The organism is Streptomyces tanashiensis, assembly GCF_014648895.1.
In the GTDB taxonomy this organism is placed as follows: Bacteria; Actinomycetota; Actinomycetes; order Streptomycetales; family Streptomycetaceae; genus Streptomyces; species Streptomyces tanashiensis.
On sequence record NZ_BMRZ01000008.1, the window covers coordinates 1 to 18,857 of the forward strand.

Consider the following 18,857-nt stretch of genomic DNA (forward strand, 5'->3'; position numbering starts at 1 on the left):
CCGCGCCACCACCGCCTACGGCGACATCACCGCCCGCAGCCTCTAACCCACCCCCGCCCCCCCAGTCCCCCAGTCCCCCAGTCGGCGTCCTGAGCGGATGGGCGGCGTACCCCCGACACCCACGTCGGCATACGCCGCCCCCTTCGCGTTCACGGCCTCGGGGCCGCGCCGACCGCGCCGTCGTCCAGCACCGAGGCTGCCTGAGCGGCCAGATCGGCGGCGACCAGGCCGACGTCGTCGGAGGAGGTGGCGGAGCGGGCCAGGCGGGTGGTGCCGTGCAGCCGCTCCAGATGGGTGGCGTCCGTGACCGCGACCCGCTTCATCGTCCGTCCGTGTGCCGCCAGTTGGGAGACCATCAGGCCGACCGCGAGGAGCAGGACGGCGATCTCGACGTCGGCGCGGTCCTGGATGTGGAAGCTCTGGTACGGCTCGGTGTGGAACAAGTCGAACCACGCGGCGGCCGACAGGGCGGCGAGCGCGCCGGCGAAGCGGTTGCCGAACGCCAGTCCCTCTCTGCCCCCGACACGTCAAGCCTCCGCCCGGTGCGGCGTGGAGGGCACCGGGCGGAGGAGTCCTTGACGGATCTCTGACGACAGACCCTGAAGGGGCGGTCGCGGTCAGCAGCGGAAGCGGAGCCGGCAGACGACGGCGTTCGTGTCGCGGCGGACGGCGTGGGCGACGACCGCGCCGCGCTGGTTCTGCAGGGCGCGCTGCCAGAGGCGCTCGGGTTCGGCCTCCGGGATGAGGACGGTGACCCGGGTGCCGGGTTCGGTCGTTCCCAGGTCGCGCACGTACACCGTGATGGGCCGGCCGAGGGAGCGGCGCTCGGAGGGGAGCCGTACGAGAGGAACGCCGGGGTTCCACAGGGCCCAGTCGCGTTCGAGGGCCTCGGTGGCCTCCTGGTCCTCGAGGTCGGGGTGGCAGACGGTGAGGGCGCGGACCTCGTCACCGAGGGAGACGGCGGCGGTCAGGGCCTCGCTGGTGACGCGGGTGAGGGAGGAGACGGGGACGAGGACGAGGGAGCGTTCGCGGTGCGGGGGCTCGGGGATCCGGCCGACGCCGAGGCGCTCGCCGATCTTCCCGTACGCGCGGTGCACGGCTTCGAAGGCAAAAACCAGGACCGGGAGGGCGATGACGATCAGCCACGCGCCGTCGTGGAACTTGGTGGCCGTCACGACGACCGCGGAGACACCGGTGAGGACGGCACCGAGACCGTTGAGCACGGACTTCGCCATCCACTTGGGTCCGCGTTCGCGGCGCCAGTGGAGGACCATGCCGGTCTGGGCGATCGTGAAGCCGACGAAGACGCCGATCGCGAAGAGCGGGACGAGCGTGTTGGTGTCACCGCCGGAGAAGACCAGCAGTCCGGCGGAGACGACGGCGAGCCAGACGACGCCGTGGCGGTGGACCTGGCGGTCCGCCTTCAGGCCGAAGACGTGCGGCAGATAGTTGTCGCGGGCGAGGAGCTTCAGCAGGACGGGCAGGCCGCCGAAGGAGGTGTTCGCGGACAGCGCGAGCAGCACCATCGTGGCGAACTGGATGACGTAGAAGGCCCAGTTGTGGCCGAGGGAGGCGTCGGCCAGCTGCGCGAGGACGGTGACGCCCTCGACCGGCTGGAGCCCGAAGCGGGAGATCAGCACGGACAGGCCGATCAGCATCACGCCGAGCAGCGCGCCCAGCGCGACCTCGGCGCGCATGGCCCGTCTGGCGGCGGGGGCACGGAACGACGGCACCGCGTTCGCTATCGCCTCCACACCGGTGAGCGCGGAGCAGCCGGAGGCGAAGGCCCTGAGGAGGAGCAGGGCGCCCACGGTGGTGGCGTTGTCGGCGAGGACGGAGGCGTGGCCGTCGGAGGCGGCCGTGGAGACCGGTGCGTCGCGGAAGAGGCCGACGACGATCAGTACGAGGATCGCGCCGATGAAGACGGCGGTCGGGAGGATGAACGCGCGTGCCGAGTCGACGATCCCGCGCAGGTTCACTCCCGTGATGAGCACGAGCACGGCCAGGCAGATCCACAGGCGGTCCCCGTAGAGCTCGGGGAACGCCGAGGTGAGGGCGGCGACACCGGCCGTCACGGCCACCGCCACGTTCAGGACGTAGTCCAGGACCAGGGAGCCGGCGGCCACGAGGCTCGTCCGGCGGCCCAGGTGCGCCCTGGCGACCGCGTAGGAGCCGCCGCCGTCCGGGAACGCCGCGATGACCTGCCGGTACGAGGCGACCAGGACGGCCAGCAGACCGGCGATGGCCAGCGTGACCGGGAGCGTGAAACCGAGGCCGTAGCCGCCTGCCGCCGCGAGGACGAGCACGATGGCCTCGGGGCCGTACGCGACCGAGGCCATCGCGTCGAGCGACAGCGCGGCAAGCCCGGTGACGGCCGTCAGCTTGTGGCGCGCGCCGGTGTCCGGGGGCTCCCCGACGGCGGGCGTGGCCCCGTTCTCGATGGTCAGAGCGGACATGCGGGGTGGTCTCCTTCGTACTCAGGTCCGCTCAGGCTCTCCCCCGGCCGGCGTGGTTCCCGGACTTCCTTGCGCCTTCTTGGCGCCGGGCACCCGTCCCCTCACGCCTTCTTGACGCGAGCGGCCTCGTGCCACGCCCGGAGGTACCGTCGTGATCATGGAAAACGCGATCACGAATCCCTCGGCCGGCAGCCCCACCGACCAGGCACCGGCCGACCCCTCCGCCACGGACGACATGCTCGCCACCCAGCCGATCGGCTACTGGAGCGGGCTCGCCCACACGACGGTCACCCGGCATCTGCGGGACGCCATGGCCAGGATCGACGTGACCCAGCCGCAGTACTGGGTGCTCAACCGCGTCGACGGCGGGCCCGCGGCCCCGACCCGGGCGGAGGTGGTGGCCCAGCTGACCCCCCTCGCCGACGGACCGCACGAGATGTCCCGGGTCGTCGACCAGCTGAACCACCGGGGCTGGCTTCGCATCGACGCCGAGGAGCGCCTCCACCTCACCGAAGCGGGGGAGGCGGCCCGGGTACGGCTGCGCGCGATGGTGACCGGGTTGCGGGCCGTGGTCCACAGGGGCATCAGCGACGAGGAGTACGTGGCCGCGCTGAAGGTGCTCCGCACGATGGTCGCCAACGTCGAGGGCGAGAGGGGAGCCCCGTAACGCGAGGTTCGATATCAAGTGAAGACCGTCGAGACTTTCACCCCGCACCACCGCGACCCCAGGACTGATATCGTTTGACACCCGAGGGGCGGAGGGGAGCACGGAATGCTTGCGGAGGACCGGCAGCGCGCGATCGTCGATGCGGTGCGGGAGCGGGGCTCGGTCAGGATCAGCGAGCTCGCAGAGGAGCTGAACGTCGCGGCCGTCACCGTGCGCGGCGACGTGCGCGAGCTGGCGCGGCGCGGCAAGGTCACCCGCGTCCACGGCGGGGTGGCGTGGCCCTCCGAGCGGTCGGAGGACAGCCTCTCGGGGCCGGCCTCCGGCGGAGCCCTCGCGTCGGCCGAGGAGCCGTCGGACGGGCGCGCGGCGCGGCAGCCCGCCCGGACGTACAGCCTGGGCATGGTGGTCCCGCACTCGTCGTACTACTACCCGGAGGTCGTCAGCGGCGCGAAGGCCGCCGCGGAGTCGTTCGGCGCGACGCTCAGCGTGGAGGTGTCCCAGAACGCCTTCGCCGAGAAGGCCCTGGTGACCAGGATGCTGCGGTCGGGCGTCGACGGACTGCTCCTGACGACGGCCGAGGACCCCCGCACCTCGCCCGCCACCGAGGCCTGGCTGAGGGAGCTTCCGGTCCCCGTCGTCCTCGCCGAGCGCCGTGTCGGATTCGACACGGGCGCCGTCGAACACGTCGCCACCAACCACGAGTTCGGCGCGTACCTCGCCCTGCGCCATCTGACCGCCATGGGCCGCGAGCGCATCGCGCTGCTGCAGTTCGCCACCCTGACCTCCCCCATGCTGGAGACCGGGTACCGGCAGGCCCTGGCCGCGCTGAACCTGGAGCCCCGCTCGTCCGAGGTCCCCAGCGTCCTCTCGGAGAACGACCCCGCGGACCTCGACGACAAGTGCGCCCAGCTGGTGCGCTGCGTGAAGAGCGGCCAGGTCGACGCGGTCCTGGTCCACAACGACTCGATCGCGCTGCCGCTGGTGAGCCGGCTCCAGGCCTCCGGGATCCGCGTCCCCGACGACCTGGCCGTCGTCACCTACGACGACGAGCTGGCCGCCCTCGCCGACCCCCCGCTCACCGCCGTCGCGCCGCCCCGCCGCGCGGTGGGCGCCGAGGCCGTGGAACTGCTCGTCAGGAGACTGGAGGACCCCGACCGGCCGGCGCACCACCTCATGCTGCGTCCCGCCCTGAACGTCCGGGGCTGACCGGCGGGACGGGCGTGTCCTGGACGCAACGTCACTCTTCTCGCGCCCCTTCCGGGTAAGTCAGTCGCATGACTGAGTAGAAGTGCTGCATGCAGACAGCGACAAGAGTCCAGACAGTCGAATTGGTACGGTGACCGAGTCCGGCGCTTACGCTGTGTCATCGGCTCGCCCGGACACCGTCAACCGCCCCCGGTGGCAGGCGTCCGCCCTCGTCCGCACAATTTCCCTATGGGGACCGATGTCGACGCGTTCCTGGCTCGTGTGGCTCGGGAGTTCAGGCCGCGGACGAACCAGTCGGCCGACGTCTTGCTGCGTCGCATACGCGACGAGGTTCCCGAGCCGTCACTCGAGGAGGACATCACCGCCCTCGTGGCCGAGGAGACGGCCGGACACGTCGCCGCGTTCCTGGACGTGCTCGAACACGGCGCCGACGCGGGCGATTTCACGGCGCTGCCCCAGGCCGTGGAGGTCGCACGCCGGTACGCCCGGAGCGGGGTGCCGATCAGTTCGCTCCTGCGCGCCTACCGGCTCGGCCACCTCACCATGCTCCAGCTGCTCCAGGCGGAGATCCCCCGGCTCACCGAGGACCGGGAACTGATCGACGCGGCGACGATGCGACTGCTGGAGGACGGGTTCGCCTACGTGGACCGGGGCTCCGAGCACGTCGTCGCGGCGTACCAGGAGGAGCGCGACCGCCGGCTCCAGCACCGGCTCACCCTCACGAACGAGGCCGGGCGGCGGATCGGCACCACGCTCGACGTCGGCCGCACCGCCCAGGAGCTGGCGGACGTCGGCACCACCGGCTTCGCCGCCCTCGTCACCGTCGACCTCCTCGACTCCGCCCTCGGCGGCGAGGAGGCGCGGACGCCGTCGGATCCGCCGCCGCTGCGACGCGTCGCCCAGCGGTCCGCAGCGGGCGACGACTCCGCCGCCCCACCCACCGACCGGCGCCGGACGCACACGTATCCGGTGGACTCGGAGCCGGCTCACGCGCTGGCCACGGGACACCCCCTGCTTCACCACGCCGCGGCGTCCGACACCCCCGACTGGTGGCCGCCGACCCCGGACCGGGAGCCCCTCCGCTTCACCTCGGCCCTGCTGCTCCCCCTGGTGGCCCGCGGCGACACCCTGGGCCTGGCCCAGTTCTTCCGCGACGAGAGCGCGGCGCCCTTCGACGAGGACGACCTCCTCCTCGCCCAGGAGATCGCGGCCAGGGCGGCCGTGTCCGTCGACAACGCCCGCCGGTACACGCACGAACGTTCCACGGCGCTCGCCCTCCAGCGCAGCCTGCTGCCGCCCCGCCCGGTGGAACAGTCCGCCGTCGTGGCGGCCTCCCGATACCTGCCGAGCGGTTCCCTCGCGGGCGTGGGCGGCGACTGGTACGACCTCATCCCCCTGTCCGGGGCCCGGGTCGCGCTCGTCGTGGGGGACGTCGTCGGCCGGGGGCTCCACGCCGCCGCCACCATGGGCCGTCTGCGGACGGCCGTCCGCGCCTTCGCCGACATCGACCTGATGCCCGACGAGCTGCTCACCCACCTCGACGACGTGGTCATCCGGCTGCAGCGCGAGGAGGCACGCGAGGACGGCGAGCTGGGCGCCACCTGCCTCTACGCGGTCTACGACCCGGTCTCCCGGATCTGCTCCCTGGCCAGCGCGGGGCACGTCCTGCCAGCCCTGGCCACGCCCGCTCCGGCGGCCGGATCCGACGACGGCGACACGGCCCCGCGGTCGGCCGAGTTCCTCGACATGCCCATCGGACCACCGCTCGGCCTCGGCGGACTCCCCTTCGAGACGGCACAGTTCGAACTGGCGGAAGGCAGCCTGCTCGCCCTGTACACCGACGGCCTCATCGAGCGGCGGACCCAGGACGTGGACGCCGCCCGCACCCTCCTGTGCGAGCTCCTCGCCCGGGCGCCGGGGACGCCGGACGAGGTCTGCGACCGGCTCCTCGCCGCGCTGCTGTCCGGCCGCCCCGCCGACGACGTCGCCCTGCTGGTGGCGCGCACCCTGGCGCTCGACCCGGGGCACGTCGCCACCCTCGACCTCCCGTCCGACCCGGCGGCCGTCTCCGGGGCCCGCCGGTTCACCTCCGAGACGCTGTCCGCCTGGGGACTCGAAGAGCTGGCCTTCAGTACCGAACTCGTGGTCAGCGAGCTCGTGACGAACGCGATCCGCTACGGCAAGAGCCCCGTCCGGCTCCGTCTCATCCGTCAGTCCTCCCTGACCTGCGAGGTCTTCGACGCGAGCAGCACCTCGCCGCACCTGCGCCGGGCCCGCACCTTCGACGAGGGAGGCCGCGGCCTGCTTCTCGTCGCCCAGCTCGCCGAGCGCTGGGGCACGCGGCACAGCCGCGAGGGAAAGGTCATCTGGGCCGAGCAGGCCCTGTCGCACTGAACACGTCGCCACCCAGAAGCCGCACAACGGCGGCTACAACTGCGTCGCGAGCCAGGTCGTCGTGGTCAGCGGGGACTGGACGCAGAAGGACCGGTTCCTGGCCCACCTGCGCGCGGCGCCGTCCGACGCCCCCGCGCGCCCCGCCTGCTACCCGGGCAGCGACGACGGGGTGGCCGGCGCCCTCGCGTCGTACGCCGACGCGGAACGCATCGGCAGCACGAACCTGATCGCGCATCCGCGCACCGTCTCCGCCCTCAGGCCCGCGCTCGACGAGGCGATCGCCGAGCTCCGCCACGGCACGATCGCGCTGAACGCCTGGACCGCAGTCGGCTGTCTGACGGCGACCGCCGGCTGGGGCGCCTTCCCCGGCCACACCCCCGACGACGTGCAGAGCGGCATCGGCGTCACATCGGCCCGGAGGAGAAGCACCGGATCAGCGCACGCGCCCCCGGGCCTTGAGCGGGGTCGGGGGGACCTCCGGGGCGTCGAGGCGGTCGCCGTCGTAGCCCTTGACCTCGCCGAAGCGGTCGCCCTTCATCCAGTCCTCGCGGGCCGTGCGGATCTCCTCGTCCGTGCGGCCCACGAAGTTCCACCACATGACGATCTCCTCCTCGAAGGGCTCGCCGCCGAGGAGCATCAGGCCCGCGTCCGTCGCGGCCCGGAGGGGGAGCTCGGTGCGGCCGCAGCCGAGGTAGAGCATGGAGCCGGGCAGTACGGGGACGCCGTCGACGTGGGCCTCGCCCGACATGGCGAGGACCGCGTACTCGAAGTCGGGATCCAGCGGCAGGCTCGTCTCGGCGCCCGCCGTGAGAGCGAGGTCGGCGCCGACGAGCGGGGTGTACGTGGTGCCCGGCGAGGCGGCTCCGTCGAGCGCGCCGAGGATCACCGTGGCCGTCAGGCCGGGCGCGGTGACCCGGGGCAGTTCGGCATGGTGCTCGAAGTGCGGTGCGACGTGCCGGTGGGCGTCGGGGAGGGCGACCCAGAGCTGTGCGCCGTGCAGGAAGCGGGCGTGCGGCCGGGGGCTCTCCTCCGAGTGGGAGATCGCCCGGCCGGAGGTCATGAGGCCCAGTTCGCGCGGGCGGATCGTCTGCAGCCCGCCCGTGGAGTCGCGGTGCAGCACCTCGCCCTCGTGGAGCCAGCTGACGGTCTGCAGGCCCATGTGCGGATGTGGCGGGACCTGCATGCCGGGCTCGTCTGCGATGTCGTCGGGTCCGTAGTGGTCGACGAAGGCCCAGGCTCCGACCATGCGCCGGCCCAGGTTCGGGAGCAGTCTGCGGACCTCGGTCGACTCGCCGAGCTGGACGCGGCGGGGGCTGAGCAGCTCCCGTACCGGTTCGGCGACGACGAAGCCGCGGCCGCCGCACACGGTCAGCGCGGCCTGACGATCGAGATTGCTCATGTCACTCAACCATCCTTAGTGGAATGTTCAACCAACTGGCGGTGTTGACCTGGTCGACCACCCCACAGGGTGGCAGATCCGGAGCTCTGGAAAGGGCGGGCAAGTGAGCGACACGTACTACGAGTTCGGAACGGCCGGGGAACGCTGGGACCGCGCTCAGCTGTTCTTCGAGGCGAAGGAGTACGGAACAGCCGTCCGCCTCCTGCGCGGCCTCGTCGCCGAGCACCCGGACCAGACGGCCCAGCGGCTCCTCCTCGCCCGCGCCTACTACCACTCCGCGCGGCTCTCGCAGGCCGAGACCGAGCTGCGCGCCGTCCTGGAGCGCGACCCGGTCGAGCACTACGCCCGGCTGATGCTCGGCCGCACCCTGGAGCGCCAGGGCCGGCCGGACGAGGCCGCGCCGCACCTGCGGATGGCCGCCGCCATGACGGGCGAGACCCTGTCCTGACCCCGGACCCCGTACCGGCCGGAGCCTGACCCGGCCTATGTCGTGACCCTGCCCCGACGTCGCCCCGGCGCCGCCCCGGCCCCGTCCTGACGCGCGACTGATACCCCCACACGGTATATTCGCCGCCGGGAGGTCATGACTGTGCGTACACACCGAGCGGAACGCGGTGGACGGGCGGGAGGTGCCGTGGCGCACCTCCTGCTCGTCGTCGTGCTCGCGCTCGGGGTGTTCCTCATGCACGCCGTCGGCCACCCCGAGGGCTCCGGCGGCGGCACGGGCACCGCTGCCGCCGCGCACCACGGCGCCGCGGCGCACGCCGCCGCCCCGCACGACGGCGGGGACTCCGACGTCCGGCACGAACCGGGTACGGGGATGGACATGACCACGCTCTGCGTGGCGGTCCTCGGCGTCTGGCTCCTCGCGGGACTCGTCCGGGCCGCGCTCGGACGCCGCCCCGACTGGCTCGCCCTCCTCCTCGCGCGGCTCACGCCCGCGCTCGGCCCGCACGCCCCGCCGCGCCGGCCCCCCGACCTCGCCCAGCTGTCCGTCCTGCGGATCTAGGCCGTACCGCCACCGCGGGAGCGCCCCGCGCTGCCCGTGAACGCATCGGCCTGCCCCTTTCCGTACGCGTACTCCGTACGTACGAACAGCACACGAGGTATCACCCACATGCGTGCCTTCACCCACCGCACCGCCCGGAAGTCCGCCCTCGCGGGCGCCGTCACCGCCACCGCCCTCCTGCTCGCCGCCTGCGGCGCCGAGGACGGCACGAGCGGGATGGACCACGGCGGCGCCTCCACGTCGGTCACCGTGTCCCCCTCCGCCACCACCACGCCGGGGGCCGGCGCCGAGGCCGGAGCGCCGGGCGCCTTCAACGACGCGGACGTCATGTTCGCGCAGATGATGATCCCCCACCACCAGCAGGCCCTGGAGATGGCGAAGCTCGCCGACGGCCGGGCCGAGGACCCCGAGGTCAAGAAGCTGGTCGCCGCCATCGAGCGGGCCCAGGACCCGGAGATCCAGAAGATGAAGGCCTGGCTGAAGGGCTGGGGCAAGCCCGAGTCCGCCGCCCACGGCTCCGGACACGGCATGTCCGGGATGATGTCCGACCAGGACATGCAGGACCTCGCCGCCGCCAAGGGCAAGGCCTTCGACCGCACCTTCGCCGAGCTGATGATCGCCCACCACGACGGCGCCGTCGCCATGGCGAAGGACGAGCAGAAGAACGGCCGCAACGCCACGGCCAGGAAGCTCGCCGACGACGTCGTGCGGACCCAGTCCGCCGAGGTCGCCCAGCTGCGGACGATCCTCGACCGGCTCTGAGTCATTCCTTCCCCTCCCCCGGCCACGCGCGCGCGTGCGTCACGGGCGGCCCGTCCCTCCCGGGGACGGGCCGCCCCCGCCGCCGTGCCCCGGGGACTCCCGTACCCCTGGCGAAAGAACGATGAAGACGTACTTCTCCGGCCGCTCGGCCGCACCTCTCGGCGCCGCCCTCGCCGCCGCCCTCGCCCTGACCCTCACCGCCTGCTCCGCCGGGGACCCGGCACCCGCCGACGACGCCGGATCGACCCTCAGCCACATCCACGGCCTCGGACTGCGTGGCGACACCCTCTACGTGGCCACCCACCAGGGCATCCACAGCCCGGACGCCGACGGGCGACCGGCCCTCGTCGGCGACCGCCGCGACGACTTCATGGGGTTCACGGTCACCGCCGGGGGCGACTTCCTCGCCAGCGGGCACCCTGCACCCGGCGACGACCGCCCCGCCGACCTCGGACTCATCGCGTCCACGGACGCCGGCCGCACCTGGCGGGAGAAGTCCCTGGCGGGGAAGGTCGACTTCCACGCCCTCGACACCGCGTCCGACGCCACCGTCTACGGCTACGACAGCGCCGCAGGTCTGCTGCGGGTCAGCCCCGACGGCGTCACCTGGGACGACCGCGCCGCGCTGCGCGCCCTCGACATCGCCGTCTCCCCCACCGCCCCGGACACCGTCCTCGCCACCACCGAGACCGGCGTGGTCCGCTCCACGGACGGCGGCCGGACCTTCGCCCCGGTCTCCGGGCGGGTCCTCGCGTACGTCTCCTGGGCCGCCCCCGACGCACTCTTCGGCATCGACCCGGACGGCGTCCTCTTCCGGGGGACGGGCGGGGGAACCTCCTGGACACGGGTCGGCACCGTGCCGGGCGGCGCCCCGCAGGCGCTCACAGCCGTGGACGCCGGCCGCCTGCTCGTCGCGACGCAGGACGGGGTGTACGAGTCCCGTGACGGGGGCCGCCGCTTCGACCGGCGCATGGCGGCGGAGTCCGGGGACGGCGGCCACTGAGCGGAACCTGCGGGCGCTGACCGGCGAGCCGGCGGGCGTGGCTCGGCAGCCGGGCCCCTACCGGCTGCCCTGGGCGCCCCGGCCGGCAGGCCGGGGCGCCCGGGCCGGCTCCCCACGCTCCCGGCCGACAGGCCAGCGCGCCCCGGCCGGCTCCCCAGGCCCCCGGCCGACAGGCCAGCGCGCCCGGGCCAGCTCCCCAGGCTCCCGACCGACTGGCCGAGGTGCCCCGGCCGAATCCCTATGCCCCCGGCCGACAGGCCAGCGCGCCCCAGCCTGCTCCCTAGGCTCCCCGCCCTCGGTCCACGACCACCTCGCCGCCGACCACGACCGTCTCCGCCACCGTGCCCGGGATCTCCTCGGGGGCGATCCGCAGGATGTCGCGGGAGAGGACGACGAAGTCGGCCAGCTTGCCCACCGTCAGGGAGCCCCGTTCGTGCTCCAGGAAGTTGGCGTAGGCCGAGCCCATCGTGTAGCCCTCGACGGCGGTGGCGACGTCGATCGTCTCGCCCGCCGTCCAGGCCTCGCCGCCGCCGGGCGGGCGGCGGGTGACGGCGGCGTGGATGCCGACCATCGGGTCCATCTCGGCGACGTTCCAGTCGCTGGAGAGGGCGAGGACCGCGCCGGCCGCGTGCAGGCTGCGCAGCGGCCAGGCCTTGTGCCAGCGCTCGGGGCCGACGTTCTCGGCCCAGTCCTGGCCGGGTCCGGCGATGTCGGGGGCGGCGTGCCGGGGCTGCATGCAGGCGACGACGCCGAGCGCGGCGAAGCGCGGGGTGTCGGCGGGGTCGAGGCACTCGACGTGGACGACCTGGTGGCGGGCGTCGCGCGGCCCGTTGACGGCGCGGGCCCGTTCGACGGCGTCGAGGACGGTGCGGATGCCCCGGTCCCCGGTGGCGTGGACGAAGCACTGGAAGCCGCGCGCGTCGAGCCGGGTGAGCAGCTCGGCGAACTCCTCGGGCGGGTAGAAGGTGTCGCCGCGGTGGTGGGAGCATCCGGCGTACGGCTCGAGGAGGGCGGCGGTGCGGGGCTCGACGACGTCGTCGATGTACAGCTTGAGCGGGCCCACCCGCAGCCGGTCGTCGGCGTACTCGTCGGCCGCGGCCTCGAAGGCGTCCAGGTCCGCCTCGGTGGTGCCGCGCGGGTGGAAGAGCGCGGCGACGATCCGGGAGCGCAGCCGGCCCTCGTGGCGGGCGCGCTCGAAGAGGGCGAGGTCGTCGAGGGAGTTCTGCGGCTCCACGACGGTGGTGATGCCGTAGCCGATGGCGTCGTCCAGGCTCTTGGCGAGCCGTCCGTACTGGCGGTCGGGCGAGGCCCAGGGGAGGCCGAGCTCGCGCAGGGCGCGGTGGCCCTCGCGGGAGAGGCCCTTGATCGCGAAGTCCTTGACGAATCCGGTGGGCTCGCCGGTGGCGGGGTCGGTGACGGCCCGCCCGAAGGGCAGCTCGGTGTGGTCGCGGTCGACGCCGAGCGCGCGGAGGGCCGCGGTGTTGAGCCAGGCGGTGTGGACGTCGTAGCTGAGGACGAGGGCGGGGGTGTTCCCGGTGGCCGGGTCGAGGTCGGCGGCGGTGGGCATCCGCCCGTCGGGTATCGCGGAGTAGTCGAAGGCCTCGGCCTCGATCCACGCGGCGTCGGGGTGGGCCTCGTGCCAGGTACGGATGCGCTCGTGGATCGCGTCGAGGGTGCGGGCTCCGGCGAGCTGGACGCAGGCGTCGTCGGAGCCGAGGCGCACGTGGTTGTGGGCGTCGACGAAGCCGGGCAGGACGAGTCGCCCGCCGGCGTCGAGGATCCGGGTGTCGGGGCCCGTCCAGTCGGCCGCCTCGGCGTCGGGGCCGATCCAGACGATCCGGCCGGCGCGGACGGCGAGGGCCTGGGCCTCGGGGAGCGCCGGGTCGACGGTGTGGATGCGGGCCCCGGTGAGGACGAGGTCGGCGGGGGCGGTGCGGTTCATGGGGTGGGACTCCGGTGTCGTACGAGGGGGGGTTACTAAACGGGGGTGACGCGCCCGCGGGCGAGGAGCACGTACACCAGGGCGGAGACGAGCGCGCCGAGGAGCGTGAGGTCCGCGCCGCCGAGCGGGGCGACGAGGGGGCCGGTCCACAGCTCGGAGTCGCAGGTGAGCGCGGAGAAGAGGAGGCCGGCGAGGAGCGCGGTCAGGCCGGCCGGGTGCCAGCCCGAGCGGTACCAGTAGGCGCCGCCGGTGTCCGCGTGCAGTCCGGCGGAGTCGTAGGTGCAGCGGCGCAGGACCATGTCGGCGAGGAAGACCCCGCCCCAGGGGGCGAAGACGATGATCAGGAGGGAGAGGAAGGAGAGGAGGGAGGTGGTGAAGTCGGTGAGGAAGAGCGCGCCGAGGGAGCCGACGGCGGTGACGGCGGCGCTGATGACGATGGCGCGGGCGCGGCTCCAGGGGATGCCGAGGACCTGGAGGTTCAGGCTCGACGAGTAGAGCGTGATGATCGAGTTGGTGACGGAGCCGCCGAGGACCAGGGCGAGGAAGAGGGGCTGGAACCAGCCGGGGAGGAGGCTCTCGGTGCCCGCGACGGCGTCGGTCATGTCGACCTGGGTCGCGGCGGCCACGCCGGCGACGCCGAGGGCGACGGAGGAGACGAAGCCGCCGAGGGCGCCGCTCCAGGTGAGGGCCTTGAGGCTGGTGGTGCGCGGCAGATAGCGGGTGTAGTCGGCGGGCATGGGGAGGTACGAGAAGGGCCCGGCGAGCATGACGACGAAGGCGAGGCTCCAGCCGGAGGCGCCGGGCGCGGCGGCGGGGGCCGCGGTGTCGGTGCCCGGCAGGACGAGGACGAGCAGGGCGGCGAAGCCGACGGCGAGGACGTAGGCCATCCAGCGCTCGGCGAACTGGACGGTGGCGTGGCCCCAGAGGGCGACGGCGAAGGTCAGCGCGAGGGTGACGGCGAGCGCGAGGGCGCGGGCGGCGGGTCCGCCGTGCCAGCCGAGGTCGGCGAAGAAGGCTTCGAGGGCGAGGGTGCCCACCACGGTGTTGACGATGGTGTAGCCGATGCTGACGATCCAGTTCAGCAGGCCGGCGGGCCAGTTGCCGCGTCGGCCGAAGGCGGCGCGCGAGATCACGAGGGTGGCGGTTCCGGTGCGCACTCCGCTGAGTCCGGCCGCGCCGATGGCGAGGAAGGAGAGGCCGCCGATCACGACGACGGCGGTGGCCTGCCAGAAGGAGAGCCCGAAGGCGACGGCGAGGGCGCCGTTGATGACGTAGGTGAAGGTGAGGTTCGAGCCGAACCAGAGCCAGAAGACGTCCTTGGCCCCGCCGTGCCGCTCGGCGTCGGGGATGGGGTCGATGCCGTGCTCCTCGACCTGGAAGACCTCGTCGGTCGCAGTCCGGCCCGTGGTCACGGGCGCCGTCTCGCGTTCGAGCACATCGCGCTCCTGTCGTGGATCGATCTTGAATGCTGTTCTAAGTTTTAGAACGGCATTCAAGATGTGCGATGGGTTCGGGCCACGTCAAGACCTTCGGAGGTTGCGGTTAAGGTCGATCCCGCAGGCAGAGGGCGCGGTGGACCCGCGACGTACAGGACGGGGACGGCGGCGGTGGCAGGCGCGGCACGACGGCGGGACGGACACGTCACCCAGGAGCGGATGCTGGAGGAGGCCATGGCGGCGATCGCCGAGAACGGCCTCGCCACTCTCACCATGTCGGCTCTCGCGGAGCGGCTCGGCACCAGCGGCGGCCACATCCTCTACTACTTCGGCAGCAAGGACCTGCTGCTGCTCGCCGCCCTCCGGTGGAGCGAGGCCGCGCTCGCCGAGGAGCGGCGCGCGCTGCTCGCCCGGCGGATCACGGCCGAGCGCAAGCTCGACCTCTTCCTGCGGCTCTACCTCCCGCGCGGCCCGCGCGATCCGCGCTGGACCCTGTGGATCGAGCTCTGGGCCCGCACCCCCGGCAACGCCGCACTCCGCGAGGCGCAGGCCGAACTGGACACGGGCTGGCAGGAGGATCTGGAGGCCCTGCTCGCGGCGGGCGCGGCGCGCCGGCGTTTCGCCCCACTGGACGCCGGCGCCCGCGCCTCGGAACTCCTGGCCCTGCTCGACGGGTTGAGCACCCGGGTCGTCCTCGGCCAGGAGACGGGGCCGGATCCCCGGCCCGCCCTGGAGACCGCACGCTCGGCGGCGCGCGCCCTGATCCCTCCGTACGAGGAGGACGACTCCTCAGCGGGCAAGGGGATGTGACCTCGCATCACTCTCCCTCCACCGCAAGGAGGGTGACAGGACATCAGCCCCGATAGGCCTCCAGGAGACGCAGCCACGCCTCGCTCAGCGTCGGATACGCGGGGACGGCGTGCCACAGACGCGCGATCGGCACCTCGCCGACGACGGCGACCGTCGCCGAATGGAGGAGCTCTCCGATGCCGGGCCCGACGAAGGCGGCGCCGAGGACCACCTCCCGCTCCAGGTCCACGACCATCCGGGCGTGCCCCCGGTACCCCTGGGCGTACAGGTCGGCACCGGCGACCTGCCGCATGTCGAGGTCCACGGCCCGCACCCGGTGGCCGGCCCGCTCCGCCTCCGCGAGCGTGAGCCCGACGGAGGCCGCCTCGGGGTCGCTGAAGACGACCTGCGGCACGGCGGCGTGGTCGGCGGTGGCCGCGTGCGCGCCCCACCGTCCGGCGTCCAGGGAGTCGTCGCCGTGCGCGCGGGCGGCGATCGCGGCGCCCGCGATCCGTGCCTGGTACTTGCCCTGATGGGTCATGAGCGCACGGTGGTTGACGTCGCCGACGGCGTAGAGCCAGTCGGTTCCGGTGACCCGGAGGCTGTCGTCGACGTCGAGCCAGGAGCCCGGGGTCAGGCCGACCGTCTCCAGGCCGATGTCCTCGGTGCGCGGCCTCCGGCCGGTCGCGAAGAGCACCTCGTCGCCCTCGACGTGGTCGCCGCCCTCCAGGACCACGGTGACCGGCCCGGTTCCCCCGTCCCGTACCACCGCGCTCACCGCCGCGCCGGTACGGATGTCGGCGCCGCGCGTGACGAGCGCGGCGGCCACGTGCTCGCCGAGGAACGGCTCCATGCGCGGCAGCAGCCCTCCGCCCCGTACGAGCAGGGTCACCTTCGCGCCCAGCGCCTGCCAGGCGGTGGCCATCTCCACGCCCACCACTCCCCCGCCGACCACGACGAGCCGCTCGGGCACCCGGTCGGCGCTGGTCGCCTCGCGGCTGGTCCAGGGGTGCGCCCCGGGCAGTCCCGGCAGCTCCGGGAGGAGGGCGCGGGTGCCGGTGCAGACGACGACGGCGTGCCGGGCGGTGAGCACATGACGCTCGCCCTCGGGGCTCGTGACCTCGACCCGGCGCGGCCCGAGGAGCCGGCCGTGGCCCCGGAGGACCCGGACGCCGATCGAGTCCAGCCAGTCGATCTGGCCGTCGTCCTTCCAGTGGCCGACGACGTCGTCCCGGTGGGTGAAGACCTCCATCGCGTCCAGCGGCCCGTAGACCGACTCGCGCAGCCCGGCGACCTTGCGGGCGTCGGAGCGGGCGATCGCGGGGCGCAGCAGTGCCTTGCTGGGCATGCACGCCCAGTACGAGCACTCGCCGCCGATCAGTTCGCTCTCGACGATCGCCGCGGTGAGGCCGCCCGCCCGCACCCGGTCGACGACGTTCTCGCCGACGGGGCCCGCGCCGATCACCACCACGTCGTAGCCGTGCTCGTCTTCCACCGTTCGTGTCATGGGTCCCAGTCTGGTGGCAGCGGTGCGGAATAGCGCGGCTCGATACGCCGTTGTGCCGGGCGAGTCCCCAGGGGACCGTGAGGACACCGCCAGGAGACCGAAAGGCAGGCAGCATGAGCACCGTAGAGCTCACCAAGGACAACTTCGACGAGATCGTGAGCGGAGGCGACTTCGTCCTGATCGACTTCTGGGCTTCCTGGTGCGGTCCCTGCCGTCAGTTCGCCCCGGTCTTCGAGGCCGCGTCCGAGCGCCACCAGGACCTCGTCTTCGCGAAGGTCGACACCGAGGCGCAGCAGGAGCTCGCGGCGGCGTTCGAGATCCGCTCGATCCCGACCCTGATGATCGTCCGCGACAACGTGGCCGTGTTCGCGCAGCCCGGCGCCCTGCCGGAGGCCGCCCTGGAGGACGTCATCGGGCAGGCCCGCAAGCTGGACATGGACGAGGTCCGCAAGTCCATCGCGGACGCGCAGGCGAAGTGACCCACCGCGAGGGGGGTACGGGAGAACCTCCCGTACCCCCCTCGCGTCATGTCCGCGGGCTCGTCGCCCTCACCGCTCCGGCGCCGGCGTCACCGCTCCAGGACCAGCGCGAGGCCCTGGCCGACGCCGATGCAGAGCGCCGCGAGGCCCGTTCCGGAGCCGGCGGCCGCGAGCTGGTGCGCCACCGAGCCGGCCAGGCGCGCACCGGACGCGCCCAGCGGGTGCCCGATCGCGACCGCCCCGCCGCGAGGATTCACGATCTTGGGGTCGAGTTCCGGCCATTCCGCGAGGCAGCCGAGCGCCTGGGCCGCGAAGGCCTCGTTGAGCTCGAAGGTCGTCAGGTCCGCGAAGGAGCGCCCGGCCTTCTCCAGGGCCCGGCGCACCGCCGCGACGGGGCCGAGGCCGAAGAGCTGGGGCTCGATCCCGGTGACGGCGGAGGTGCGGATCCGGGCGAGCGGTTCGCGGCCGGTCTCGCGCAGTCCCTCCTCGTCGACGAGGAGCAGGGCGGCCGCGCCGTCGTTGAGCGGCGAGGAGTTGCCCGGGGTGACGGTGCCGCCGTCGGGGCGGAAGGCGGGCTTGAGCTTGGCGAGGGCCTCCATGGACGTCGTGTCGCGGATGCACTCGTCGCGGGTGAGGTCCACGCCCGCGTACGGGACGACCTCGTCGTCGTACAGCCCCTTCGCCCAGGCCTCGGCGGCCTTCTGGTGGCTGGCGAGGGCGAAGGCGTCCTGCTGTTCGCGGGTGATGCCGTGCCGGTCGGCGACGAGCTCCGCGCCCTCGCCCAGCGCGACCGTCCACTCGGCGGGCATCCTCGGGTTCGTCATGCGCCAGCCGAGGGTCGTGGAGTGGAGCTGCTGGTGGCCGGCGGGGAAGGCCCGCTCGGGCTTCTGCAGCACCCAGGGGGCGCGGGACATCGACTCGACGCCGCCCGCGATCGCCACGGAGGCGTCGCCGAGGGCGATGGCGCGGGCCGCCTGGATCACGGCCTCCAGGCCGGAGCCGCAGAGGCGGTTGACGGTGACGCCGGGGACGGTGACGGGCAGTCCGGCGAGGAGGACGGCCATGCGCGCGACGTCGCGGTTGTCCTCGCCCGCGCCGTTGGCGTCGCCGAAGTAGACGTCGTCCACGCGCGCGGGGTCGAGCGCGGGCGAGCGGTCGACGAGCGCGCGGACGACGTGCGCCGCGAGGTCGTCGGGGCGCACGGAGGCGAGGGCACCCCCGAACTTCCCGATCGGGGTGCGGACGGCGTCGACGATGTAGACGTCGCGGATGCTCATCGGTTCTCTCCCACGTGACCGGCGGAACGACTCTGTTCGCCTGGTGAAACAATCTTCGCCCGATGGGGCGCGGAGAGTCTCTGCCGGGCGGCCCGCCATGTCAACGGGCTGTTTCGGGACGTACCGCCGGTTCCGGACACGTGGGAAGGTCAGCCTGGCGCGGCGAGGCGGACCAGGGCAGTGAGGCCGTAGTCCAGCTCCCGGCCGTCGACGAGCAGCGCCTCGACGGTGCCCGTCTCGGGGTCGATGTCGGCGCGGATGCCGTGTCCCTCGTAGATCGGATAACCCGACTCGCCGTGCCGTCCGGTGGCCTCGACGACGGCCGAGCGGACGGCGCTGTCCGCGACGGTGGCACCGCCGCGGTCCTCGACGTGCGCGGGCACCAGCAGGATCTCGAACCGCTTCGGAACTGTGCTCATGCACCGAAGCTAAGCGCTCGGCCGGGCTCCCGCCGGGCGACGCCGGCTCCCGTCCTACCGGGCGACGCCGCTCCCGTCCTGCCGGGCGACGCCGCTCCCGCTCCTGCCGGCG

At 73.5% G+C, this 18,857-nt stretch carries 17 protein-coding genes; 9 read left to right on the forward strand and 8 right to left on the reverse strand.

Annotation, left to right across the window (positions count from 1 at the left end; translation table 11 throughout):
* Positions 1–149: 149 nt before the first annotated feature.
* Both IE237_RS23210 and IE237_RS23215 read right to left on the reverse strand, forming a co-directional pair.
* Entirely contained in the window at positions 150–506 is a 357-nt protein-coding gene (locus tag IE237_RS23210) for a DUF4118 domain-containing protein (RefSeq protein WP_189804267.1), read from the reverse strand.
* Between the two features lie 111 nt (positions 507–617).
* Positions 618–2,456, reverse strand: a complete 1,839-nt coding sequence (locus tag IE237_RS23215; protein WP_189804023.1) for an APC family permease — start codon at positions 2,454–2,456, stop codon at positions 618–620.
* A gap of 157 nt (positions 2,457–2,613) precedes the next feature.
* Here IE237_RS23215 and IE237_RS23220 point away from each other — a divergent pair, with 157 nt between their 5' ends.
* The 3 genes from IE237_RS23220 (at position 2,614) to IE237_RS23230 (ending at position 6,723) form a co-directional block, all read left to right on the forward strand.
* Entirely contained in the window at positions 2,614–3,123 is a 510-nt protein-coding gene (locus IE237_RS23220) for a MarR family winged helix-turn-helix transcriptional regulator (protein ID WP_189804024.1), read from the forward strand.
* A 105-nt stretch (positions 3,124–3,228) separates the two neighbouring features.
* A complete protein-coding gene (locus tag IE237_RS23225; RefSeq protein WP_189804025.1) occupies positions 3,229–4,329 on the forward strand; it encodes a substrate-binding domain-containing protein in 1,101 nt (366 codons plus the stop codon).
* A 228-nt stretch (positions 4,330–4,557) separates the two neighbouring features.
* Positions 4,558–6,723, forward strand: a complete 2,166-nt coding sequence (locus IE237_RS23230) for an ATP-binding SpoIIE family protein phosphatase (RefSeq protein WP_189804026.1) — start codon at positions 4,558–4,560, stop codon at positions 6,721–6,723.
* Between the two features lie 433 nt (positions 6,724–7,156).
* Here IE237_RS23230 and IE237_RS23235 read toward each other — a convergent pair whose 3' ends face one another.
* On the reverse strand, positions 7,157–8,122 hold the full coding sequence (locus IE237_RS23235; protein ID WP_189804027.1) for a pirin family protein: 966 nt from the start codon (positions 8,120–8,122) through the stop codon (positions 7,157–7,159).
* Positions 8,123–8,225: 103 nt separating this feature from the next.
* On the opposite strand from IE237_RS23235, the gene IE237_RS23240 reads away from it, so the two are divergent.
* The 4 genes from IE237_RS23240 (at position 8,226) to IE237_RS23255 (ending at position 10,896) form a co-directional block, all read left to right on the forward strand.
* Positions 8,226–8,570 (forward strand): tetratricopeptide repeat protein, encoded by a 345-nt coding sequence (locus IE237_RS23240; RefSeq protein WP_189804028.1) that lies wholly within the window; start codon positions 8,226–8,228, stop codon positions 8,568–8,570.
* Positions 8,571–8,756: 186 nt separating this feature from the next.
* A complete protein-coding gene (locus IE237_RS23245) occupies positions 8,757–9,131 on the forward strand; it encodes a DUF6153 family protein (RefSeq protein WP_308433106.1) in 375 nt (124 codons plus the stop codon).
* Between the two features lie 108 nt (positions 9,132–9,239).
* Entirely contained in the window at positions 9,240–9,893 is a 654-nt protein-coding gene (locus IE237_RS23250; protein ID WP_189804030.1) for a DUF305 domain-containing protein, read from the forward strand.
* 121 nt (positions 9,894–10,014) lie between these two features.
* Complete coding sequence (locus IE237_RS23255) at positions 10,015–10,896, forward strand: F510_1955 family glycosylhydrolase (protein WP_189804031.1); 882 nt, start codon at positions 10,015–10,017, stop codon at positions 10,894–10,896.
* 280 nt (positions 10,897–11,176) lie between these two features.
* Here the strand turns inward: IE237_RS23255 and IE237_RS23260 are convergent, their stop codons facing one another.
* Together IE237_RS23260 and IE237_RS23265 are read right to left on the reverse strand one after the other, a co-directional pair.
* Positions 11,177–12,838 carry an amidohydrolase gene (locus IE237_RS23260; protein WP_189804032.1) on the reverse strand — a complete coding sequence of 554 codons (1,662 nt, stop codon included), beginning with the start codon at positions 12,836–12,838 and terminating at the stop codon, positions 11,177–11,179.
* A gap of 35 nt (positions 12,839–12,873) precedes the next feature.
* Entirely contained in the window at positions 12,874–14,274 is a 1,401-nt protein-coding gene (locus tag IE237_RS23265; RefSeq protein ID WP_189804033.1) for a purine-cytosine permease family protein, read from the reverse strand.
* 171 nt (positions 14,275–14,445) lie between these two features.
* On the opposite strand from IE237_RS23265, the gene IE237_RS23270 reads away from it, so the two are divergent.
* Positions 14,446–15,084, forward strand: a complete 639-nt coding sequence (locus IE237_RS23270) for a TetR/AcrR family transcriptional regulator (RefSeq protein WP_189804034.1) — start codon at positions 14,446–14,448, stop codon at positions 15,082–15,084.
* A 43-nt stretch (positions 15,085–15,127) separates the two neighbouring features.
* On the opposite strand, the gene IE237_RS23275 is transcribed toward IE237_RS23270, so the two are convergent.
* Positions 15,128–16,570: a dihydrolipoyl dehydrogenase family protein gene (locus IE237_RS23275; protein WP_189804035.1), complete on the reverse strand. Its 1,443-nt coding sequence runs from the start codon at positions 16,568–16,570 to the stop codon at positions 15,128–15,130.
* Between the two features lie 113 nt (positions 16,571–16,683).
* On the opposite strand from IE237_RS23275, the gene trxA reads away from it, so the two are divergent.
* Positions 16,684–17,049: a thioredoxin gene (gene trxA, locus IE237_RS23280; RefSeq protein WP_189804036.1), complete on the forward strand. Its 366-nt coding sequence runs from the start codon at positions 16,684–16,686 to the stop codon at positions 17,047–17,049.
* 89 nt (positions 17,050–17,138) lie between these two features.
* Here the strand turns inward: trxA and IE237_RS23285 are convergent, their stop codons facing one another.
* Together IE237_RS23285 and IE237_RS23290 are read right to left on the reverse strand one after the other, a co-directional pair.
* A complete protein-coding gene (locus IE237_RS23285) occupies positions 17,139–18,326 on the reverse strand; it encodes a thiolase family protein (RefSeq protein ID WP_189804037.1) in 1,188 nt (395 codons plus the stop codon).
* 149 nt (positions 18,327–18,475) lie between these two features.
* Complete coding sequence (locus IE237_RS23290) at positions 18,476–18,745, reverse strand: hypothetical protein (RefSeq protein WP_189804038.1); 270 nt, start codon at positions 18,743–18,745, stop codon at positions 18,476–18,478.
* Between the last annotated feature and the right edge of the window lie 112 nt (positions 18,746–18,857).